The sequence below is a fragment of the Sulfuricaulis sp. genome (assembly GCF_041499725.1).
Taxonomy (GTDB): Bacteria; Pseudomonadota; Gammaproteobacteria; order Acidiferrobacterales; family Sulfurifustaceae; genus Sulfuricaulis.
The window spans coordinates 1-22,823 of the sequence record NZ_JBGQKW010000043.1 but is presented as its reverse complement, the minus strand read 5'-3'; the positions used below and the strand labels follow the sequence as shown (position 1 = coordinate 22,823).

Sequence of the window (22,823 nt, the reverse complement as noted above, 5' to 3'; positions counted from 1 at the left end):
GGTGATGGCGTTGAGCGCACGGGCGTGCTTGATGATGCCACCGATATAGTAGAGCGCGGTCTGCGATAGCCCGCCGTACTCGTTGCCGCTGAACAGGTTCTTGCCGTCTTTCGCCAGTGACTGGTGCACGTGCATGCCGGAACCGTTATCACCGACGAGGGGCTTGGGCATGAAGGTAGCGGTCTTGCCGTAGCTGTGTGCCACGTTGTGCACACAGTACTTGTAGATCTGGAGGTCATCGGCCTTTTTCACCAGGGTGTCGAACAGCATGCCGATTTCGTTCTGGCCGGCGGTTGCCACTTCGTGGTGATGGGTTTCAATCTTGAGGCCCATTTCTTCCATGGCCAGGCACATGGCGGAGCGGATATCCTGCTGCGAGTCAACCGGGGGGACCGGGAAGTAGCCACCCTTCACCGTCGGGCGATGACCGAGGTTGCCGCCTTCGTATACCTTCTCGGTATTCCACGAGGCCTCTTCGGAATCGATCTTCACGAAGGAGCCGCTGATGTCCGCGCCCCAGCGCACGTCGTCGAAGATGAAGAATTCGGCTTCGGGACCGAAGAAGGCGGTGTCGGCCACGCCCGTGCTCTTGAGGTAGGCCTGGGCGCGCTTGGCGAGTGAACGCGGGTCGCGTTCATAACCCTGCATGGTGCTGGGTTCTATGACGTCGCAGCGCAGGATCAGGGTCGGTTCCTCCATGAATGGGTCCATGACCGCAGTCGCCGGTTCCGGCATCAGGATCATGTCGGACTCCTGAATGCCTTTCCATCCGGAGATGGAAGAGCCGTCGAACATTTTGCCATGCTCGAAGAGCTCGGCGTCCACGGTGCTGGCCGGCACGGAGACATGCTGCTCCTTGCCTTTGGTGTCGGTGAAACGAAAGTCGACGAACTTGGCCTTCTTGTCTTTGATCATCTTGATAACATCGGCGCCGGACATCGGAGTTCCTCCTGGGAAACGTTAAGCATTATGTGTGCTGCAGGGCAGCGGAAAATTGAGTGCCTATTTTTGCACGAAATATGCCAGTCATGAACATGTTTAAAATCAAAAAGTTATCATTGTTACCCTTGATCGATTAGCTTATTATTGCACTATGTTGGTGCAAACATTTTATGTTTGCACCAACATAGTGCATCAATGGTAATGGACATCTACTTTGCCAATGTCCCGGTCATTCCGAACTGCGGCGGCAAGCTGTTGGGCCAGCTGCCGGGCGGTGGTTGAGTGGGTGACCGCGTCCTGAGGAAGCAGCAATTCGATATCGACACGTCCGTTCAGATAATGCAGCGTCATGTGTTCGATCAACCGCGCCTCGGGGATATCGCGAAAGTAGTTATTCAGACGCTTCTGGATTTCATCGCGCAACGGTAGATCGGCGCAGCTGGCGACGTTGACGTCCTCTTCGGTGTCGATGTGTACCATTACGTCGGCCAGGGGTGCGATTTCCCTGATGAGCTTGGCACGCACCATTTCGCTGATCTGATGTCCCTCGGAGACGCTCAGATGGCCGTCCACGATGATATGCACGTCGGCCAGCGCCTGCTCGCCTACGCGCCGCGTGCGCAGCAGGTGCAGCGCCTTCACCCCGCTGATCGAAAAAATGACATGGCGGATGGATTCGAGGTCTTCCGTGGCCAGTCCGGTGTCCACCAGTTCGCGCAGCGACTGCCAGGCGAGTTCACCACCGACCTTCACCACCATGAGTGCCACGATCAGGGCGGCGACCGAATCGAGGTATCCGAACCCCAGTAGGCTGCCGCCGATGCCGGCTGCCACGATCAGCGAGGACAGGGCATCGGAACGATGGTGCCAGGCGTTGGCGCGCAGCATGTTCGAATCAAAACGGTCGGCCACGACCATGGTATACCGGTAGAGCCCTTCCTTAGCCCCGAGCGTGATAACGGCGACCCACAGAGTCATGGCGGAGGGGACCACGAAAGTTTGCGCCGAGGACAGGCGCATGCCGGCGCTGATGGCAATACCGGCACCGACCACCACCAGCATGATGCCGAGGATCATGGTCACGGCGGTTTCGATGCGCGCGTGGCCGTAGGGGTGTTCCTCGTCAGCGGCCTTTTTTCCATGCTTCAGGGCAAACAGCACCATGAAGTCGGTGACGAGATCGGAAAGCGTGTGCAGACCATCGGCCACCAGGGCCTGCGAATGCCCCACGAAGCCGATGATGATCTGCGCAACGGTGAGGACAAAATTCCAGACCACGCTGACCAGCGTGACCCGGCGACTCGCCCCGTAGCGCGCGTCGATCGAGGTGTCGATATCGCTATGTTCCTGGACAGCGCTCATGCCTCCTCCTCCGACAGATCGCGCAAGCCTGATACACCGTGTTGTCGGCGGCCGGCGTCAATTCGTTGGTCGCATCCCCGGAGGGGCCCCTGCTCCGCGCTGCGCGGTCGCTATCTCTGCGACTCATGCAGTCCCTCCCACCCGCAAGGTGATTGACACTTCTTTGTCGACATGTGCGACGGAGACAATCTCGTGACCATGAACCCGGCACCAGGCAGGAATGTCATGCAACGCGCCGGGATCGGTAGCGTGCACCTCGAGAGTGTCGCCCGGAGCGAGTTCGGCAATCCGGTTTTGCGCCCGGATCACGGGCATCGGGCACAGCAAATGGCGCGCATCCAGCACGAAATGACTCATAACTGTAGCCCTACTCCGCTTCGCTCCGTTCCGTTCGTCTTGCCATTCATAAATACCACTCCGGCGGGATCTCGTTGGCCGGCATCGGGGCGACGCGGAGTTCGCGGCTGTTCCCCTGTATGTCAGCCACGGTCAGGGTTACCGATTCGGTGTCGCGGCCCTTGCCGAAACGCGCAGTCAGGCGCGCAGCGAGCGCCAGGTCGTCCTCGTTCACGGTCCCGTCGATGAGCACCAGCGGTCCCTCATGGCTCGTGGCATAGAGGTGGACGAAGCGCTTGCGGTAGCCCTCAAGAAAATTGTTCTCGCCCTCATCGCGGCCGACGATCAGCTTGAAGTGCGGTCGCGGACGCAGATGCCGGCCGACTTTGAGCAGCATGATGTCGTCAAACTCGTATTGCTTGCTGCCGCGCGTAGACCACAGGTCCGCGAGTTTGTGCGAATACTGCTCATTGGTGAGAAAACAGCAGCCCCCCGCCGGCTGGGCGTAATCCTTGAAGCCGTATTTTGCCGCCAGCGCCATCTGCGGCTTGCGGCTGCGGCCGTTGAAATCCAGCAGCTTGTTCCGGTCCACCCAGCCTTCGCGCTCGGGCAGGGTCGCGGGCAGGAGCTTGGCGCACAGCGGCCGCAGCAGCCGGTCGAAGGCGCCGGATTCGCGTGCCACCACCGGCATGGTATCACGGCGCTGCGACATCGGACGCTGACCCAGCACCTCGCCGGTAATAATGAAGTCGAAGCCGTTCTTCTCCATCCATTCGCGCGCCTTGCGCACCATGAAGCCCTTGCAGTCGAGGCAGGGATTGAGATTGGCGCCGTAGCCGTGCTTCGGGTTGATCACGACATCCTTGTACTCTTCAATGACCTCGATGATGTGCAACTTGATGCCGAGCTGCTCCGCGGTCCACAGGGCGTTGTTGCGCTTCGGCTTGGCGTGCTCGTGGTTGCGGATCGCGTGCGTGTGCCCCTCCACGCAGAAGCCGGTGTAGAAGTTGATGCCCTCGACGTGAATGCCCTGTTCGAGCATGACCTTGGCCGCGAGCATGGAATCGAGCCCGCCCGAAATCAGTGCCACGGCCTTGCGCGGCGCACCGGTTGCCGGAGCCGTGCGCGCGGGCGCGATCGAAGTGGCCGGGAGCGGCTGCTGGGGCGACATGGAGAGTACCGTCAATGTATCCGGGGGAGGAGATACTAGCCCAAACGATGCTTTCGGGCACGCCCCGCGAAGCAGGCGTATCACCGGCATAACAATAAAGGGCCCGCAAGGGCCCTTTATTGTTATGCCGGTCTTCGATGGACCGGTTTTTTCCTCCGTGGCGATTCAGGCGGAACCCGAAGCACGCCCGGACATTAACGAAAACCACACCAGCTGTCTACCCGAGAACCGGGTGTCCACGCGTCATCAGTCGGCGTTCAACGACTGGCGCGCCGAAACGGAAGCTGCACGGTCCGGCGGGTAGACCGGCGGCGGTGCTAAAATAGCGACACCGCCGTCTCCGGCGACCAGGAAGGGATGGTTCAACACAGCATGTTCTGGAAACGGCGCCGCGGTAAACGCGGCATGAAGGGATTCCTGCACCGCGCCGCAAGAGTGTTGCGCTGGTCGTTTCGCATCCTGTTGTTGCTCCTGGTCCTCGACCTGTTCTACCTCGCGCTGACCTGGCCGGACTGGAAGAAGCTTGCCACCGGGCCGGTGCCCAAGTCGGCCTTCATGCTCGAATACGAAAAACAGTGGGCCGATCACAAGGACTGGCCGCGGTTGCGGTGGCAGCCCGTGCCTTTGTCTGCCATCCCCAAACACATGATCCGCTCGGTGATCCTGGCTGAAGACAGCCGCTTCTATCAGCACAGCGGTTTCGATCTGATCGCCTTCAAAGAGGCGATGGATTACAACCTGAACCAGGGCCGCCTGGTGCTCGGCGCGAGCACTGTCTCGCAGCAGACCGTGAAGAACCTGTTTCTCAGTTCCGCGCGCAACCCGCTGCGCAAGTGGCATGAGTTGATCCTCACCTGGGGCATGGAACGGAATCTCACCAAGCGGCGCATCCTCGAGCTCTACCTCAACGTGGCGCAGTTCGGGCGTGGCATATACGGTGTGCAGGCGGCGGCACAAACGTACTGGGGGCTCGCCTCCGATCAATTGTCCGCGGCGCAGGCGGCGGAACTCACCGCCAGTCTGCCGAGCCCGGTGAAAAACAATCCGACTACCCACACGCGTTATTTCGAGAAGCGCGCCCGCAAGATTCTCGCGCTTCTGGAACGCTACCCGGGCGATGCCGTCGACACCGTGTACGAACGTACACCCGAACTTTTTGCGCCACCACCGGATAACGGCAACGACATGAATGAACCCCTGCCCGAAAACGAAAGCGCGCCACCTCCAGTAGAAAGCCGTGGTGTACCCCCGGTGACCGATAACGCCGACAAACCGCCGGTGGAAGATCTCTCGATACCGGCCAATCGACCCTGAACCGCGTCCTGTACCCGGGGGCGGGGCGCGGTATAATCCGGCCAAACGAGTCGGACGCCCCGCAAAAAAATACGCCCGTGACCTTCCAGGAACTCATCTTCACGCTGTCCCGGTACTGGGCCCGCCAGGGCTGTGTCATCCTGCAGCCGTACGATATCGAGATGGGTGCGGGGACGTTCCATACCGCGACCTTCCTGCGCGCGCTCGGGCCCGAGCCGTGGAAGGCGGCCTATGTGCAACCGTCGCGCCGCCCGAAGGACGGGCGCTACGGCGAGAACCCGAACCGGCTGCAGCACTACTACCAGTTTCAGGTGGTGCTCAAGCCTTCGCCGGATGACATCCAGGATATCTATCTCGATTCATTGCGCGCGATTGGCATCGACACGAAAAAACACGACATCCGCTTCGTCGAGGACGATTGGGAGTCGCCCACGCTCGGCGCCTGGGGCCTCGGCTGGGAAGTCTGGCTCGACGGCATGGAGGTGACACAGTTCACCTATTTCCAGGAAGTCGGTTCGCTGCCGTGTAAACCGGTGCTGGGCGAGATCACCTACGGCCTGGAACGCCTCGCGATGTACCTGCAGGGGGTTGAAAACGTTTTCGATCTCGCCTGGACGAAGGGAACGAGCTACGGCGATGTGTACCACCAGAACGAGGTGGAGCAGTCGAAGTACAACTTCGAGCATTCGAACGTCGTCTGGATGTTTCAGCAGTTCAACGACTACGAATCCGAGGCCAAGCGCCTGATGGATCTGAACCTGCCGTTGCCAGGTTTCGAGATGGTGATGAAGTGCTCGCACACGTTCAATCTGCTCGATGCGCGTGGTGCGATTTCCACCACCGAGCGCGCCGCCTACATCGGGCGTGTGCGCGCGCTCGCACGCCTGGTGGCGCAGAGCTACTACGACTCGCGCGAGCGACTGAACTTTCCGATGTGCAGGAGCACAAGTGCCGCGAAGACCAGGGATGGCCGAGAGCGGCCCCTGCTCAGGCAGGAAAAGACGAAAAAATCATGACCTCGCCTTTCCATCCTTCGGTCCGTAGGCGCGCCATCCATGGTGCACTTCTGCTGGTTGAACTGCTTACCGAAGAGTTGCCGCCCAAGGCGCTCGCCCGGTTGATGGAGGCGTTCAGCCGGGGTGTTTTCGAAGGACTCAAAGAGAAAAATTTTCTGGCCGGTGCCGCCGAGTCGCGGCCGTATGCGACCCCGCGGCGTCTCGCGGTCGCCATTTCAGACGTGCTGGACAAACAGCCGGATCGCGTGGTCGAGCGCAAGGGGCCGGCGGTGACTACGGCGCTCGATACCGCCGGCAATCCGACACCCGCCTTGCTTGGATTTGCCAAGTCTTGCGGCGTGGATGTAGCGAAACTCGCGCGACGCCCCGGCGACAAGGGCGAGCACTTTGTCTATTCCTCGAAACACAAGGGCGAGCCGCTCAAGCAGCACCTCGCGGTCATCGTCGAGGCGGCACTCAGGAAATTGCCGATTCCCAAGGTCATGCGCTGGGGCAGCGGCGAGGCGCAATTCGTGCGACCGGTGCATGGTGTAATTTTGCTACATGGCAAAAACGTCGTTTCGGGCGCGGTGCTCGGCATTAAAAGCGGCAACAAGACTCGTGGCCACCGATTCCTGAGTAAAGGTGCGATCAATATTGGTCAAGCGAAAGACTATGAAAAAATTCTGAAACTATCGGGCAAGGTATTGGCCTCTTTTGAGGTTCGGCGTGACGCCATCACCAAGGCGCTGGATGTGGAAGCGAACAAAATTGCCTCAGGCGCTAGCTGGAATCTGGGTAGGGCGACTGAACTGGCGGATGAGGTTACCGGTCTTGTCGAATATCCAGTTGTGCTCGCAGGCGGTTTCGACAAAGCATTTCTCCAAGTGCCTCGAGAATGTCTGATCATCAGCATGCAACAGCATCAGCGATATTTTCCGCTCGCGGACAAACAAGGAAAACTGCTTCCTCAGTTTTTGTTCGTCAGCAACGTGAAAGCGGCGAATCCGAAGGAAATCGTGCACGGCAACGAACGGGTGCTGCGCGCGCGGCTGTCGGATGCCAAGTTTTTCTACGACCACGACCGCAAGCACAGACTCGCGGACCGTCTGCCGCGGCTGGCGAACGTCGTGTACCACAATAAGCTCGGCAGTCAGCTCGAGCGCGTGCAGCGGCTGGAAAAACTCTCCGGCAAGATCGCGCAGCTTATCAAGGCCGACGTGGCGCATGCCGAGCGCGCGGCGCAATTGAGCAAGGCCGACCTGCTCACCGAGATGGTGGGAGAGTTCCCGGAGTTGCAGGGCATCATGGGACGCTACTACGCGCACCATGACCACGAGCCCACCGTGGTTGCCGATGCCATTGAGCAGCATTACTTTCCGCGCACCGCGGGCGGCGAACTCCCCAAGCATCCGATTGCGGTGTGCGTGGCGCTGGCGGACAAGCTCGACACCCTGGTGGGCATCTATGGAATAGGCTTGGTGCCGACCGGCGAGAAGGACCCCTTCGGTTTGCGGCGCGCGGCGCTGGGTGTGGTGCGCATACTGATCGAGAAATCCCTGCCGCTCGATGCCGTGGAGATTCTTTCGCGCGCGCGCAGCCAGTTTCCAAACGGCGTCATCGCTGACGGCGTTGTTCAGGATCTGCACGGCTTTATGCTCGAACGCCTGAAGCCTTATCTCAAGGAAAAGGATTTTGAACCGGACGAGATCGACGCCGTGGTGTCGCTCGCGCCCACGCGCCTGGATCAGGTGTTGCCGCGCATGAAGGCGCTCAAGGAGTTCCGCGCGCTTCCGGAGGCGCAGGCGCTGGCCGCGGCCAATAAGCGTATCCGCAACATCCTGCGGCAGGCGGGTGGGAGCCCCGCCGGGGATGTGGACGCGGGGCGGTTGACCGAGCCGGCGGAGCGCCAACTCGCGCAAGCGGTGCGCGCGTTGGGCGAGCAAGTGGCGCCGCTGCTGAAATCCGGTGATTATACGCAGACCTTGAAGCGTCTGGCCGGTCTGCGCCCGGCGGTGGATGAGTTTTTCGACAAGGTCATGGTGATGGTGGATGATCCCGCCGTGCGTCAGAATCGTCTGGCGTTGCTCAACCGCCTCAGCAACCTGTTTCTGAACGTTGCGGACATCTCGCGGTTGCAAAGTTGAAGGAGGAAGAATGACAATTTCGTCTGGAACGAAATTGGGCGCCCGCAGGGCGCCCGCAAGGCGCGCTCCAGGGAAGGAGCGCGTCAACCAGGATTCCTATCAGGACATGCTCGCCACGGTGCAGGCCTTCCACGACAAACACCGCTTCCGCGAAACCGGCGGCGAGGAACTGGCCTATCGCGTGGCATTGATGACCGAAGAGCTCGGCGAAATATCGGCCTGCGTGACCAAGGGAAAGAATAAGGAACAACTCGCCGAGGAATGCGCCGATTTGTTCATCCTGATTCTCGGCACGGCGATCGCCGCGGATTTAGACCTCCGGCAGGCGTTCTGGGACAAGATGAAAAAGGTGCAAGGCCGCGAGTCGCGCATGATCAACGGCCGCATTCGCGTCTCGGAATTCAAGGACTAAATTATGATTTCGAACCGCCAAGGACGCAAAGAACGCCAAGGAAGAGAGAATTCAATCCTCCAGGTTTTCTTGGCGTACTTGGTGCTCTTGGCGGTTCAAAAATAATATGAAACTCGTCATCCTCGACCGCGACGGCGTCATCAATCACGACTCGGACGAATACATCAAGTCGCCCGAGGAGTGGGTGCCGATCCCCGGCAGCCTCGAGGCGATCGCGCGCCTGCACCGCGAGGGCTACAAGGTCGTGGTCGTCACCAACCAGTCCGGCGTCGGCCGCGGGCTGTTCGACATGAACATGCTCGGGCGCATTCACTCCAGGATGCTCGAGGCGGTGCGCGCCAAGGGCGGTGAGATCGACGCCATTTTCTTCTGTCCGCATCGGCCCGAGGACAACTGCGGTTGCCGCAAACCGCAGCCTGGCCTGTACCAGGAAGTCACCGAGCGGCTCAAGGTGAACCTGAGCGGTGTTTATTCGGTGGGGGATAGCGAGCGGGATATCATCGTGGCGCGTCTGGTTTCGGCGCGTCCGGTGCTGGTGCGCTCCGGCAAAGGCAAGCGCACCTTGAAGAAAAGCAAGGCGCTGGCGGATGTCCCGGTGTTCGATGACCTGGCGGCGTTCACCGATAATCTGCTCTCCGGCAAACTGCCCGCAAACTGACTTGGTCTCGTTTCGCTCCGTCCTGTTCAATTTCCTGATGTGGCTGTCGGTCACGGTGTATGCGCCGCTGTCACTGCTCACGGTCGTGCTGCCTTTCCCGCGTCGTTACCTCCTCATCAGCCGGTGGGCGCGTTGGCAGATGTTCTTGCTGAAACATATCTGCGGGCTGGACTATCGCGTGGACGGGCTCGAGCATCTGCCCGCGGGCGCGGCGGTGATCCTGGCCAAACACCAGTCGGCCTGGGAGACCATCGCGTTTCAGCAGATTTTTCCGCCGCAGACCTGGGTGCTGAAGCGTGAACTGCTGTGGATCCCGCTGTTCGGCTGGGCGCTGGCACTGCTGCGTCCGATCGCCATTGACCGCGGCGCCGGCCGCGTGGCGATCGAGCAGGTCATCGAACAGGGGCGTGAGCGCCTGCAATCCGGCATCTGGGTCGTCGTATTTCCGGAAGGCACGCGCGTGGCGCCGGGAACCCGGCGGCGCTACGGCATCGGCGGCGCCGCGCTTGCTGCCGCGAGCGGTTATCCGGTGGTGCCGGTGGCGCACAACGCCGGCTCGTTCTGGCCGCGGCGCGGTTTTCTCAAGCGCCCCGGCACGATCCGCGTTGTCATCGGCCCGGTGATCGACAGCCATGGCAGAAGCGCCGAAGAAATCCGGCGTCAGGCGGAGGAATGGATAGAAAACACCATGGCCGGGCTGGAAGGAAAGCAGCCGGCGTAGATCAGTTGTGCCCCGCCGCGTTGCTGAGTGCGGCGAATTCGGCGAGCGAGAGCGTTTCGGCGCGCCGAGTAGGATCAATTCCCAGGGCGACCATCCTCTCCGCACTCAACAAACCCTTCATGTTATTGCGCAGGGTCTTGCGACGACTGGCAAAGGCGGCGCGTACGGTGCGAGAAAATTTTTCAGGGTCATCGACCGCGACGGGGGGTGCGGCATATGGGATCAGGCGCACGACGCTGGAATCCACCTTGGGCGGCGGCGTGAAGGCGCCGGGCGCGACGTCGAAGAGTTTCTCCACGGCGCAGCGGTACTGAATCATGACCGAGAGGCGCCCGTAATCCTTTCCGCCCGGCGCCGCGCGTAGCCGCTCCACCACTTCCTTCTGCAGCATGAACAGCATGTCCTGAATGCATCCGGCCTGGTCCAGCAGATGAAACAGCAGCGGCGTGGAGATGTTGTACGGCAGATTGCCGATCAGCCGCAACTTGTCGCCGCCGGACGCGATTTTGCAGAAATCGAATTTCAGCGCATCGCCCTGATGCAGCGTGAGTCGTTCGCGCGGAAAGTCGGATTCGAGGCGCGCGATCAGGTCGCGGTCGAGCTCCACGGCATCAAGATGCGCCACGCGCGTGAGCAGCTCGCGTGTGAGCGCGCCCGTGCCGGGGCCGATTTCGACCACGCGATCGTCGGCACCCAAGGCTAGCGCCGCGACGATACGGCCGACGACGTTCCGGTCGTGCAGGAAATGCTGCCCGAAACGCTTGCGCGGCCGGTGGTCATTCATCGGATAAGGCTACGCGCCATCTCGATGGCAGCCAGCAGGCTCGAGACGTCGGCATGGCCGCTGCCGGCGAGTTCCAGCGCCGTGCCGTGGTCCACCGAGGTGCGCACGAACGGCAGGCCGAGGGTGATGTTGACGGCATGGGCGAAGTCGTGGTGCTTCAGCACCGGCAGGCCCTGATCGTGGTACATGGCGAGCACCGCGTCCACGTCCGCGAGCTGCGCCGGGATGAAGGCGGTGTCCGCGGGGACCGGGCCGCGCAGGCGCATCCCGCGTGCCGACAAATCCCGAATCACCGGTTCGATCACCTCGATTTCCTCGCGCCCCAGATGCCCGGATTCGCCGGCATGCGGGTTCAGGCCGCAGACCAGGATGCGTGGATCGGCGATGCTGAATCGGTTGCGCAGGTCGCGGTGCAACACCTCGAGCACCGCGATCAGCCGCTCGCGCGTGATCGCTCCCGGTACTGCCGCCAGCGGAAGATGAATGGTGACCAGCGCCACGCGCAGTCCGGGACAGGCGAGCATCATCACCGGTTGCGGCGCACGGCTCTGTACCGCGAGGAATTCGGTGTGGCCGGTGAAGGCGATACCCGCGTCGTTGATGATGCTCTTGTGCACCGGTCCGGTGACGAGCGCGTCGAACTCGCCGCGCAGGCAGCCGGCGACGGCGGTTCTCAGAGTTTCGATCACGTAGGGAGCGTTGGCGACATCCAGTTGGCCGGGTTTAGCGGGATACTTCGCCTTTGTCGGCAGCACGTAAACGCCTGGACCCGCGGCATCACGTCCCTTCCATTCACGCGCGGCGAAAGCCAGACACAGTTGTTGTGCCCGTGCTTCCAGCATGGCGGGATCGGCGATCAGCACCAGTGCATAGGCAGGCGGTTGCTGTGCGAGACGCACGGCAATATCCGGTCCGACGCCGGCGGGTTCGCCGGGGGTGAGGGCGATGACAAGGGGCGTAGACATAAATGATGATTTCACCGCAAAGGCGCGAAGAGCGCAAAGGAAATCAAAAATAAAAATATGAACCTGTGAGAAGCCGGATTAACGCGGATCGAAGGAAGGTGGGCGTCTTGATTGAATTCTCAAATATCTTTCTTTGCGTGCTTGGCGCCTTTGCGGTGATTAGGTTGTTCAGTTGACGTCATCCACCATGTATTCAACGAAGGCTTCGTCGCGCAATTGCCGTGCCCATTGCTCGTAGCGTTCATCGGCCTTGCGTGCGTGGATCTGCTGGCGCGCCGCGGCCTCCAGGCGTTCCTGGGTGATATCGTGACTGCGACGGTCGAGTACCTGGATGAGGTGCAGGCCGAATGACGAGCGTACCGGCTGGCTTAGCTGGTTCGGCTTGAGCGCGTTCATGGCTTTTTCGAACTCCGGCACCATCATGCCGGGATTGACCCAGCCGAGGTCGCCGCCGTTGGCGGCCGAGGCGGTATCTTCGGAATGCGCGCGCGCCAGCGCCGCGAAATCATCGCCGTTCTCGACGCGCTCGCGCAGGTGCAGCAGTTTCTGGCGGGCATCCTCCAGTGACTGGATTTCGCTCGTCCGCAGCAGTATGTGACGCACGTGAGTCTGGGTCACGGCCTCGGCTTGCGCCGCGCCGCGCTTGTCGTTCAGCTTCAGGATATGAAATCCGTTGGGGCTGCGGAGGATTTCGCTGATGTCGCCCGGCGACATGCTCTTGAGCGCACCCAGAAACAGTTCGGGCAGCTCGCCCGGCTTTTTCCAGCCGAGACTGCCGCCCTTGAGGGCATCCGCCCCCTGGGAGTAGCTGACGGCGATTTGCTCGAAATCGGCCCCTGCTTTCAGCTGACGCAGGATATCCTCGGCGCGTTTTTTCGCCGCCTGAATCGCCTCGGGCGAGGCCGACTCGGGAATGCCGATCAGGATGTGCGAAAGATGGTAGGTAACGTCCATGTCCGCCCGGCTCTGCGGATTTTCCAGAAAGTGGCTGACCTCGCTATCGGTCACGTTGACACGGTTATTGATCTCGCGTTCGAGCAGTTGCTGGATGGTCAACTGGTCGTGGGTCTGGGCACGGTACGCCGCGACATCCATGCCGTTCTTCGTCAGGGCCTTGCGGAAATTCTCCACGCTCAAATTGTTGCGTCGGGCGATGGTTTCGATCGCCTGATCCACTTCGGATTCGCCTATGCGAATGCCGGTTTGTACGGCGAGCTGGAGTTGCAGGCGTTCCAGCACCATCCGATCGAGCAGTTGTTTCCGGAGTATGTCGTCCGGAGGTGTTTTGATTTTTTCGAGCGCGAGTTGTTTCTTGGTTTCCGTGAGACGGTTCGTTAGTTCGGTTTCAGTGATCACGTCGTCGTTGACGATGACCAGGATGCGGTCGACGTCCCCGGTAGCCTTTGGGGGCGCGGGGGCGGCCGCCATAATGGACGGCAGTAACAGAAGGAGCAGCCCGAGTATCGCATTCCAGGGCGCGGTGGATTTGGCAACAAGATGCATGGTTTCCGATATGGATTTAATGTAGGCCTGCTTCGCTCGTCTTGTCATTTATATCAATGACCGACACCCTGGCGCGGCACCGGAGTAACGCTAGGATAACATGAACTAGCCGCCGGCTGCCGTGGCGCAGCTCCTTTGGACGGAGACGCAAGGCCGCCACATTTAAGAAGCGCCAACCATAGCCGCTTGGCCACCACCTCCGAAAGAGCTGTCGCCTCGGGAGAGCGCTGCCACATGCGCCTCGGGCATGGGGCGTTAGGGTATGGTGGCCCCTGGCGCGGTGGATTGCGAGGGGGAGGAAAACATGCTTTGGCGCAGCGGACTGTCCGGTATGTGGCCGAGCTTGGACAGCCCGGTCAACTCCAGTTCCAGCATGATCGAACTGTTCTGGGTGGCGGCGTTGTCGTGCGTTGTGTCGACCAAAAGCCGCCGGCTGCCCAGGATGCGCAGCGCCCAGCAGCAGGCGTTGTATTCCATGCCGGCGTAGCTGTCCACGTTGCGGTTGTCGCGCTGCGAATACAGCGAGCGCGCCCGGAAAGTCCAGCGCCCCGCGATCGGCCACTCGGTGGAGATATCCGTCTGCTCCAGGTCGCCGCGGGAAAACCGCTTGCCGACATTCACGATGCGGTTTTTGGCTGGGTTGTATTGGAGGTAGTAGTTATATTTCTGGATATGATCGTCCACTCGGTTCCATTGAACGGTGGAGCGTGCATGCCAGTGGCCGGCGAGGGTGGCGGCGGCTTCGCCGACGATGTCCGAGCTGGCCGCCCCGCTCGGACCCGCCGGCAGGTTGACCTGCCGCTCGGCAAGGTAATAAATCCTACCGATGCTCGCGCGTCCGCGTTCCGCACCGTCTTTTTCGTCGATGAACCGCGTGGTGACGGCGGCCGTGATCTGATTGGAATCGCCGATGCGATCGCCGCCGGTGAAGCGGTTGTCGCGGAACAGGTTGGAGAAGCTCAGGTCTGGCACGCCAGTGTCGAAATTGGGTAGCCCGTCCTGGCCCTTGGCCGGGATGTAGAGATAGTACAGGCGCGGTTCGAGAGTTTGCGTGTACAGGCGTTCGCCCCAGCGCGAATCGCGCTCGAACACAAGTCCGCTGTCGAGGCTGAACACGCCCCGCGTCAGGAATGGCGTATCGTCCTGTGTGCCGGAGAGATGATAGGCGATCTGTCGCACGCCGAATCTGGGCGTGACAAAACCGAAGCTGTTCTCCAGCGGCAGGCTCATCGACGGGCTCAGATTCAGGCGCTCGCCGACGACGCCGACGTTGCGCTCAAAATTCACCGCCTCGCTTTCAAAGTAATAATTCAGACTATTGGGTTTAACCGGAATGTTGGTCGAAAAATTCAGCTGCGGCAGGCGCGCGTAGGGTCGGTCGGTCGGCGCGATGGTGCTGTCGATGGTCTGGTAGTCCGCGGCGCGGGCGCTGAAGTTCCACAGCGGGCCGCGATAGTCCACTCCGGCGTTCTGCGGCAGATGCGTCTGGCTGGTGATGGCCAGGTCGTCGCCGAAGTCGTCGAAGTATTTCTTGTCGGAGACGGCGCGCACGTCGATGTTGCCGGACCACAGCGGGCTGAAGACGTGTTTGTGCTGATAGGTGCCGGCGGCGCGATTGTCGCCATTGGCCAAGCGGTCATTTTGCAGTATCTCAAACTCGAGTTTTCCCTCTGAATGTTGGGTAAGGTAGCGGAACTGGTTTTGCAACTGCAGGCCGCGTTCGGACATGAACTGGGGTGTCAGGGTGTCATCGTAATTCGGCGCGAGGTTAAAGTAGTAAGGCGCCGCCACCTCCAACCCGCGGTTGCTCGCGTTGCCCACCCGGGGAATCAGGAATCCCGACTTGCGCTGGTCGGAAATCGGGAAACTGAGATAGGGCAGGTAGAAAATGGGTACCCCCTGGAAATCGACCGAAGCGTGGTAGGCGGTGCCGATGTCTTCCTGCGTGTCGAGATTGAGTTCGCGCATTTTCAGGAACCAACTGTCCTGCCCCGGAGCGCAGGTGGTGTAGCGCACGCGCGTCAGCCGTGTGTGATCCGGGCCCTCGAAATCGATGCGCTCGGCATCGCCACGGGCGCCGGCGTTCTCAAGGCGGAAATAGCTGGGGCCGGCATAGCCGAGACGGGATTCGAGATTGATATGTGTCTCCTGTGTCTGAAAGCTCGCGCCGGAGGTGTCCTGGAACATGACATTGCCGGTGGCATCCGCCAGACCCGTGGTCTGGTCGTAGCGCACCTGTTCGGCGGTGAGGTGTTGATTGCCCTGTTGCATCTCCACGTTACCGCTGAATTCGCTGACGCCGCCCGACACCGTGTGCAATTGGCGGGCGCGTATGTCGGTCGGCGGGTTTTCCATAGCGGGCGGACGGGGCTTGGCGGCGTGTGCGCGCAGCGGAGGTCGCTCCGGGCACACCCCATCCTCCACCGCCTGCGCCACCGGATGCCATCCCGTCGCCACGGCAATGATCAGGCAAAGGACGGTATGGGCGGGGCGCAGCAAAGGCATGGGAAGCGGCGTGTCATTGTTTTATGATGGGTGACATAAAATTGCATACTATGTATCCCCCATCAAGCTTTTCCGCCCGCGCGGGCGGCATTCGCAAGGTCGCACTTGGACACACGTCTTGACGCACTCAAGGACTGGACCGCCCGGGTGCTCGGTGCCGGGCGGTTCGACATCCGACCGGCCTCGGCGGACGCGAGCTTTCGCCGCTATTTCCGGGTTACCGCGGGACAACAAAGTCTTATCGCCATGGACGCGCCGCCGGACAAGGGCGGCATGCGTTCCTACGTGGCGATTGCCCGCCGCTTCCATGCGCTGGGGCTCAACGTGCCGGAGGTCCTGGAGGAAAACCACGATCTGGGATTTTTCCTCATTACCGACCTGGGCGACCGACTCTACCTGCGACATCTGAGCGATCAGACCGTGGAGCGGCTGTACGGCGATGCCATGGGGGCGCTGGTTGTCCTGCAGGCCGGCAGTTTCACTCAGGCCGCCGGGAAATTCCTGCCGGACTACGATGAAGTCCTGCTCCAGCGTGAAATGGAGATCTTCCGCGAATGGTATCTGGGACGTCATCTGGGCTTGAAGCTGGCGGCGAGTCAGCAGGCGGCGCTGGATGAGACGTTTACGCTCCTGGCGCGCGCCGCGTTGTCGCAGCCGCAGGTGTGGGTGCACCGCGACTATCATTCGCGTAACCTGATGGTGACCGATCGCAACAACCCCGGCATACTCGATTTCCAGGATGCGGTCCTGGGACCGGTGACCTATGACCTCGTGTCGCTGTTGCGCGACTGCTACATCGCCTGGCCGCGCGCGCGGGTCGAGGATTGGGTCAAAGGCTATCACGAGCTGGCGCTCCAGTCCGGCATACCGGTGGGCGATGACGACAACCGGTTTCTCCGCTGGTTCGACCTCATGGGGGTGCAGCGCCATCTCAAAGCCACCGGCATCTTTGCCCGACTCAATCATCGCGATAACAAGCCCGGCTACTTGAGCGATATCCCGCGCACCCTAGGGTACGTGCAAGAGGTGAGCGCCCGCTACCCGGAACTGCAACCGTTGAACGCGTTGCTGCGCGAGTTCAAACTGACGGAGAGCGCATGAGTTTAAAGGTCATGATTCTGGCGGCGGGCCGCGGGGAACGCATGCGGCCGCTGTCGGACATCGTTCCCAAACCGTTGCTGGAGGCTGGCGGCAAACCCCTCATCGTGCATCTGATCGAAGGACTGGCCCGCCACGGGCTGTGCGATCTCGTGATCAACCACTCGCATCTCGGGGAAAAAATCAGCGCCTATCTCGGCGATGGCGGCCGGTACGGGGTGCGTGTCGCCTATTCGCATGAAGAAGGCGGAGGGCTCGAGACCGGCGGTGGCATCTTCAAGGCGCTGTCACTGATCGACACTGACCCGTTCATGGTGATCAATGGCGACATCTGGACCGATTACCCCTTTGACCGTCTGCCTGTCCGTCTCGACGGGCTTGCACATCTCGTGCTGGTGGATAATCCGCCGCAACATCCGCAGGGTGACTTTGCGCTGCGGGAGGGAAAGCTGTTCGCGGAAGGAGCGCCGCGCCTGACGTTCAGCGGCATCGGCGTCTATGCGCGCGCCCTGTTTGCGGAATGTCGTCCGGGCAAGTTTCCGCTGGCGCCGTTGCTGCGTGCCGCCATCGCGCGGGGTCTGGTCAGTGGCGAGCATTACACCGGTCGCTGGCGAGACGTGGGTACGCCGCAGCGCCTGGCCGATCTGGACCGGGAACTGCGGGCGCATGAAAAATGACAAGACGAGCGCAGCAGGGCTACATTAATGACGTGCTCCTGCTGACGGAGCCGGTTTTGACTGCTGTAAAGTATTGTTTTCCCTTGTATTACCTGCAGGGTAGGGGCGAGTTTCGATACCGCGAAAATAATCCGGCGGGAATGTCGCAGAGCTGAGAAAGCCGGGTCGGCGGCAGGTAATAAATAAAATGTCGTCCTACTGAGTTCGCCCGGACAAAATAAAAAAACCGGTAACACCTCGCTAGCTTTAACAACCAGGCGGGTGCTACCGGCTTATCACCTGCGAAGGCGGACGGGGTAATCCGAGGCGGCGACGATTTAACGCGCTGCCATCGAAATTCCCCTCGCCTGTCGCGTTATTTCTTCTTCGGTGCTTTTTTCTTGGCCTTTTTCTTGGCTGCCATGATGAGCTCCTTTGGTTTGGGGTTAAGGGACTTGCAGGGAAGTCAGGGGCCAAAACCCCCCGACGCTACTGCTCGTTGCCACGATTTTGCCGGGAGCAAAATCGGCCGCGCCGAAAGGTGCGCGAAAAAGAAAAAGACAGTCTTGGACTGTCTTTTGATGGATTCGGGACAGAGGTACTGGCCGGGGTTTACCGGCGGATACAACATAGCGAGGGGAGCGGGAAGAACAGGACCTGGCAGCCGGACACCACTGCAGGTGGGTACTATTATGCTTGCTACCGGTTGTCGAGCTTCGCAATCGATCCATTAACTCTTGGTTGATCCTGGTTCCACCCGGTGCCGCGATGATCTTCATGCTTATCGGCGGCATCCCGCAATCCGGGCAGTGACATCCGTGTTCAACATTCACTTCATGTCTAGCACACTGTCCTACTGTGTCAAGACATTAAGGCAATGGAAAAAAAATTGCAAACACTTTTTTGAAATTTTCCGCGTGCATCAAGCGCATCAAAATATCATCCGCACTTCGAGTCGCCGCAGTTGAGACAGGTCATGCATCCATCCATCTTGATGACAGCCTTGGTGGAACACTTGACGCAGAGTTGCGCATCGGACGGGAAGTCGCAAGTCTCATTGCTGGCGGTTTCTATCGCGCTGGCGCGTTTTTTCAGTTCGGCATGCTTCTCGGCGATGAACTGCTGGCGTGCCGCGTCCGGTTCCTCGGTCGGGATGAGGCCGATCAGCTTGAGGTGACGTTCGATGACATCGCCCAGGTCGGCCACGAGCGAGGGGGTGTATTTGCCCTTCTTGAAATAGCCGCCGCGCGGGTCGAACACCGAGTGCAGTTCCTCCACCAGGAAGGTGACGTCACCACCCTTGCGGAACACGGCGGAGATGACCCGGGTCAGCGCCACCACCCACTGGAAGTGGTCCATGTTCTTGGAGTTGATGAAAATCTCGAAGGGCCGGCGCTTCTCGTGGGGCGTGTCCGGGTTGAGCACGATGTCGTTGATCGTGACGTACAGGGCATGCTCCGTGAGGGGGGTCTTGATCTTGTAGGTCGACCCCAGCAGCATCTCGGGCCGTTCGAGCTTCTCGTGCATGTGCACGACGTTGCTCTCGGGAGCGCGTTTGGGCTCTTCTTTGACGACCTCGTACCCGGTAATCTTTTGTTCAATCTTGATAGCCATATAAACTCCTACGTCCTCTACCAGCTGGAAGATGTTGTTGTAACCGAATGGGTTGTAGCTGCCGCAGTAGACACTGCAACCGCGTTTCGTAATTGATCAGGTGAAAACACTAGGAATGGCGGTAGATCCCAGTGATCAGGCCTGTTGAGGGCATTCACGCCGATTAACACGGTCATAAAAGCAGCAAATTTTCTATCCATCAAAGCACCTATTTTCTCAAAACCGCCCGTAATAGCCTTCCTTGAGGGCGTCGTACAGGTTGGCAGCGTTATGGGTTTCGCCGTCGTACTCGATCTCCTCGTTGCCCCGGACCTCGATGACCTCGCCGTTCGCCAGCTGGAACCGGTAGGTGGTGTTCTCGAGGTCCTTGTCCTTCACCAGCACGCCCTGGAACGCCTGCGGGTTGAAGCGGAAGGTGGTGCAACCCTTGAGCCCCTGATCGAAGGCGTACATGTAGATGTCCTTGAAATCCTCGTAGGGATAGTCCGTGGGGACGTTCGCCGTCTTGGATATCGAGGAGTCCACCCATTTCTGCGCGGCCGCCTGCACATCCACATGCTCACGCGGGTTGATGTGGTCGGCGGTGATGAAGTAATCCGGCAGCTGGTTCTTGCCGTCCGATGCATCCGGGTCGGCGTCGGGATTCACCAAGGTGCGGTAGGCGAGCAGTTCGTAGGAGAACACTTCGACCTTTTCCTTGCTCTTCTTGCCTTCGCGCAGCACGTTGCGGCTGTATTTGTGGGCGAACGACGGCTCGATGCCGTTGCTGGCATTGTTGGCCAGCGACAGCGAGATGGTGCCGGTGGGGGCGATCGAGCTGTGGTGCGTGAAGCGCGCGCCCTTCTCGGCGATGCGCGAGGTGAGCGCGGCATCGAACTGCTGCATGTAGCGGCTGTACCGGGCGAGCAGCACCTTGCCCTTGACCTTGTCACCGACCTTGTACCCGTCGCGGCACATCTCCGGACGCCTGACCAGCATCTCTTCGGTGACCGTGAACTCGTCCTCCATGATCGGGGCCGGACCCTTTTCCTCGGCGAGGTCGATGCCCACTTCCCAGCCCACCTCGGCCATCTCGCGCGCCACGCGTTCGGTGAACTCGAGCGATTCGGGCGAGCCGTATTTCATCCGCAGCATGGTGAGCGTGGAGCCCAGGCCCAGGAAGCCCATGCCATGGCGGCGTTTATGGTGGATTTCATGGCGCTGCTGCGCGAGCGGCAGGCCGTTGATCTCGACCACGTTGTCGAGCATGCGGGTAAAGACCGCCACCACCTCGCGATACTGTTCCCAGTTAAAATGCGCGGCATCGGTGAAGGGCTCTTCCACGAATTTGGTCAGATTCACCGAGCCGAGCAGGCACGAGCCGTATTGCGGCAATGGCTGCTCGCCGCAAGGGTTGGTGGCGCGGATGTTCTCGCAGAACCAGTTGTTGTTCATCTCATTGATCTTGTCGATCAGGATGAACCCGGGCTCGGCGTAGTCGTAGGTCGAGGCCATGATCAGGTCCCACAGGCGTCGCGCCGGAAGGCTCTTGTATATCTTGCAGGCTACCTGGCCGAGGTTGTTGGTGATGTAACCCTCGGTCACCGGCCAGTAGCGCCAGACAATGCGCGACTCGGGGTCTTCGTACTCATGGCGGCTAGTGGGGAACACCAGGTCCCAGGATCCGTTCTTTTTCACCGCCTGCATGAACTCGTCGGTGATCAGGCAGGAGAGATTGAACTGGCGCAACCGGCCGTTCTCGCGTTTGGCCTTGATGAAATCCATGATGTCCGGATGCGCGATGTCGAAGGTGCCCATTTGCGCGCCGCGCCGGCCGCCGGCGGACGAGACGGTGAAGCACATGGCATCGAAAATATCCATAAAAGAGAGGGGACCGGAGGTATAAGCTCCGGCCCCGCTCACAAACGCCCCTTTGGGGCGGAGGGTAGAGAACTCGTAACCGATGCCGCAACCGGCCTTCAGGGTCAGGCCGGCTTCGTGCACGGAGGACAGGATCCCGTCCATGGAGTCCGGAACCGTCCGCGAGACCGTGCAATTGATGGTGCTGGTGGCGGGTTTATGCTCCAAGGCGCCGGCGTTGGAGATGATGCGCCCGGCCGGAATCGCCCCGTTTTGCAGAGCCCAGAAGAACTTTTCGAACCATTCCTCGCGTTTTTCCGGGGCATCCTCCACGTCGGCGAGGGCCCGGGCCACCCGGGCATAGGTCCCCGCGATGTCCTGGTCGATGACTTCCCCGGTTTTGCTCTTGAGACGGTATTTTTTATCCCAGATATCCAGAGAAGCCGGTTGTATGGAGATTTCAGTGACAACCGGGTCTTGTGCTTGTAATTGGACGACCTTCATAGATTACTGTCCTCCGGTGCCTGTCTTGTGGGCACGCGCCGTGCCGGTTTTTAGTGAAATACTAGGTATCGGGCCTGTGACCTTGGCCAACCACAATATGTTGTAGTTTTAGACCCATAAGGTGGGTGATGTCAAGATTGCATTTTTTTTATAACCGCAGCTCAGAGGGCGGGCGGGAGGCGGGATGGTATTACCTTATATATATGTTTCGTCGACCACGGGATAGAGCGACGGTACCGTGTTTTTTGTAAACCTCAAGCGTTTGTGCCGGTTGACTCGATGTAAGCGGGTGCGAGTCATTCATCCGGGACCGATCAACGCGCGCAGCTTCTGTAGCAGTACCGCAATATTGGGCGACGCTCCGCCATCGACGATCAGCGTGGCACTTTGCTCATCGGCGGAAAGTGGCTCCCGGGCGGACAACTGGCGATCAAGCACGGCCAGGTCCGCCTCGGAAGCCTCGCGCGATTGCCGGCTGCGTTGTTGCAGGCGCGCGCGCAGGACACTTTCCGGAGTCTGTACATCGAGAATCACGAAAGGGACGCGCGTCTGATTGGCCACGACGCATAACTGGTCGCGCTGGTGTCGTTTGAGAAAGGCGGCATCCACGATCACCGGATGTCCGGCCCGCAGGATAGTCTGGGCCAGCTCCGCCAGTCGCGCATAAGTGCGCCGGCCGGCCTCGGCCGTGTAAATCCCGCTGTCGATCGCTGAGCCACTGCGTGCGTGCGGTGCCAGTCCGTGCAGGCGTTTGCGCTCGACATCGCTGCGCAACCGGATGGTGCCAAGGCTCTCCAGTAGTTGTTGCGAAAGCCAGGTCTTGCCGCTACCCGACAAACCGTGGGTGATAATGAGCACAGGATGCAGTGTCTGGGTGTAACGCTCGGCGAGATTCGCATAACCGAGATACTCTTCGCGTACCCTCCGTTTTTCTTCATCACTCAGGTCGCTCTGGCTTGAGCGAATGCAGGCAACCTTGGCGCGTACCAGCGCGCGATAGACCCGGTAGAAGCCGAACACCGCGAGACCTTCGTAGTCGCCGGTATGTTCGAGGTAGGCATTGAGTGCGCGGTGGGCGAGATCGGCGCGCCCACGATCGTCGAGGTCCATCGTCAGGAAGGCGACTTCGCTCATGGTGTCGGTCCAGCGCAGGTTTTCGCTGAACTCGAGACAGTCAAAGAGCAGCACGCGTTCATCGTGCCATACCATGTTGGCGAGGTGGGCGTCGCCATGGCATTCGCGTATGAAGCCCCGGTGTTTGCGGTCCTCGAACATTTTCCCGAGTTCGGCGAAAGTC

Annotated in this window: 19 protein-coding genes; 8 read left to right on the top strand and 11 right to left on the bottom strand. The window is 60.5% G+C overall.

The window, feature by feature from the left end:
• From glnA to ACC569_RS08680, 4 genes are all read right to left on the bottom strand, one after another.
• A partial coding sequence (gene glnA / locus ACC569_RS08695; RefSeq protein ID WP_372523124.1) for a type I glutamate--ammonia ligase occupies positions 1-939 on the bottom strand: 939 nt, incomplete at its 3' end.
• Between the two features lie 195 nt (positions 940-1,134).
• The gene (locus ACC569_RS08690; RefSeq protein WP_372523123.1) at positions 1,135-2,304 is read right to left on the bottom strand and encodes a cation diffusion facilitator family transporter; all 1,170 of its coding nucleotides are present in this window, start codon (positions 2,302-2,304) and stop codon (positions 1,135-1,137) included.
• A 123-nt stretch (positions 2,305-2,427) separates the two neighbouring features.
• Positions 2,428-2,661 (bottom strand): sulfurtransferase TusA family protein, encoded by a 234-nt coding sequence (locus ACC569_RS08685; RefSeq protein ID WP_372523122.1) that lies wholly within the window; start codon positions 2,659-2,661, stop codon positions 2,428-2,430.
• 46 nt (positions 2,662-2,707) lie between these two features.
• The gene (locus ACC569_RS08680; protein WP_372523125.1) at positions 2,708-3,700 is read right to left on the bottom strand and encodes a tRNA (5-methylaminomethyl-2-thiouridylate)-methyltransferase; all 993 of its coding nucleotides are present in this window, start codon (positions 3,698-3,700) and stop codon (positions 2,708-2,710) included.
• A gap of 483 nt (positions 3,701-4,183) precedes the next feature.
• Between ACC569_RS08680 and mtgA the strand changes: the two genes are divergently transcribed.
• The 6 genes from mtgA (at position 4,184) to ACC569_RS08650 (ending at position 10,058) form a co-directional block, all read left to right on the top strand.
• Complete coding sequence (mtgA, locus tag ACC569_RS08675) at positions 4,184-5,125, top strand: monofunctional biosynthetic peptidoglycan transglycosylase (protein WP_372523121.1); 942 nt, start codon at positions 4,184-4,186, stop codon at positions 5,123-5,125.
• A gap of 77 nt (positions 5,126-5,202) precedes the next feature.
• On the top strand, positions 5,203-6,141 hold the full coding sequence (gene glyQ, locus ACC569_RS08670; RefSeq protein WP_372523120.1) for a glycine--tRNA ligase subunit alpha: 939 nt from the start codon (positions 5,203-5,205) through the stop codon (positions 6,139-6,141).
• On the top strand, positions 6,138-8,267 hold the full coding sequence (glyS, locus tag ACC569_RS08665; protein WP_372523119.1) for a glycine--tRNA ligase subunit beta: 2,130 nt from the start codon (positions 6,138-6,140) through the stop codon (positions 8,265-8,267). Before glyQ ends, glyS begins: the two co-directional genes overlap by 4 nt.
• Positions 8,268-8,277: 10 nt before the next feature.
• On the top strand, positions 8,278-8,679 hold the full coding sequence (locus ACC569_RS08660; protein ID WP_372523118.1) for a MazG nucleotide pyrophosphohydrolase domain-containing protein: 402 nt from the start codon (positions 8,278-8,280) through the stop codon (positions 8,677-8,679).
• A 106-nt stretch (positions 8,680-8,785) separates the two neighbouring features.
• Positions 8,786-9,337 (top strand): D-glycero-beta-D-manno-heptose 1,7-bisphosphate 7-phosphatase, encoded by a 552-nt coding sequence (gmhB, locus tag ACC569_RS08655; RefSeq protein ID WP_372523117.1) that lies wholly within the window; start codon positions 8,786-8,788, stop codon positions 9,335-9,337.
• A gap of 1 nt (position 9,338) precedes the next feature.
• Positions 9,339-10,058, top strand: a complete 720-nt coding sequence (locus tag ACC569_RS08650) for a lysophospholipid acyltransferase family protein (RefSeq protein ID WP_372523116.1) — start codon at positions 9,339-9,341, stop codon at positions 10,056-10,058.
• Between the two features lies 1 nt (position 10,059).
• Here ACC569_RS08650 and rsmA read toward each other — a convergent pair whose 3' ends face one another.
• The 4 genes from rsmA to ACC569_RS08630 form a co-directional block, all read right to left on the bottom strand.
• The gene (gene rsmA / locus ACC569_RS08645) at positions 10,060-10,842 is read right to left on the bottom strand and encodes a 16S rRNA (adenine(1518)-N(6)/adenine(1519)-N(6))-dimethyltransferase RsmA (protein ID WP_372523115.1); all 783 of its coding nucleotides are present in this window, start codon (positions 10,840-10,842) and stop codon (positions 10,060-10,062) included.
• A complete protein-coding gene (pdxA, locus tag ACC569_RS08640; RefSeq protein ID WP_372523114.1) occupies positions 10,839-11,807 on the bottom strand; it encodes a 4-hydroxythreonine-4-phosphate dehydrogenase PdxA in 969 nt (322 codons plus the stop codon). Before pdxA ends, rsmA begins: the two co-directional genes overlap by 4 nt.
• A gap of 168 nt (positions 11,808-11,975) precedes the next feature.
• Complete coding sequence (locus ACC569_RS08635) at positions 11,976-13,358, bottom strand: peptidylprolyl isomerase (RefSeq protein ID WP_372523113.1); 1,383 nt, start codon at positions 13,356-13,358, stop codon at positions 11,976-11,978.
• Between the two features lie 207 nt (positions 13,359-13,565).
• Positions 13,566-15,815 (bottom strand): LPS-assembly protein LptD, encoded by a 2,250-nt coding sequence (locus ACC569_RS08630; RefSeq protein ID WP_372523112.1) that lies wholly within the window; start codon positions 15,813-15,815, stop codon positions 13,566-13,568.
• Positions 15,816-15,920: 105 nt separating this feature from the next.
• On the opposite strand from ACC569_RS08630, the gene ACC569_RS08625 reads away from it, so the two are divergent.
• Entirely contained in the window at positions 15,921-16,916 is a 996-nt protein-coding gene (locus ACC569_RS08625) for an aminoglycoside phosphotransferase family protein (protein ID WP_372523111.1), read from the top strand.
• On the top strand, positions 16,913-17,590 hold the full coding sequence (gene murU / locus ACC569_RS08620; RefSeq protein WP_372523110.1) for an N-acetylmuramate alpha-1-phosphate uridylyltransferase MurU: 678 nt from the start codon (positions 16,913-16,915) through the stop codon (positions 17,588-17,590). Before ACC569_RS08625 ends, murU begins: the two co-directional genes overlap by 4 nt.
• A 918-nt stretch (positions 17,591-18,508) precedes the next feature.
• Here the strand turns inward: murU and ACC569_RS08615 are convergent.
• The 3 genes from ACC569_RS08615 to ACC569_RS08605 all read right to left on the bottom strand — a co-directional run.
• Positions 18,509-19,183, bottom strand: a complete 675-nt coding sequence (locus ACC569_RS08615) for an NrdJb (RefSeq protein ID WP_372523109.1) — start codon at positions 19,181-19,183, stop codon at positions 18,509-18,511.
• A 216-nt stretch (positions 19,184-19,399) separates the two neighbouring features.
• The gene (locus ACC569_RS08610) at positions 19,400-21,526 is read right to left on the bottom strand and encodes an adenosylcobalamin-dependent ribonucleoside-diphosphate reductase (RefSeq protein WP_372523108.1); all 2,127 of its coding nucleotides are present in this window, start codon (positions 21,524-21,526) and stop codon (positions 19,400-19,402) included.
• A 300-nt stretch (positions 21,527-21,826) separates the two neighbouring features.
• On the bottom strand, positions 21,827-22,823 hold a 997-nt coding region (locus tag ACC569_RS08605), incomplete at its 5' end, for an AAA family ATPase (RefSeq protein WP_372523107.1).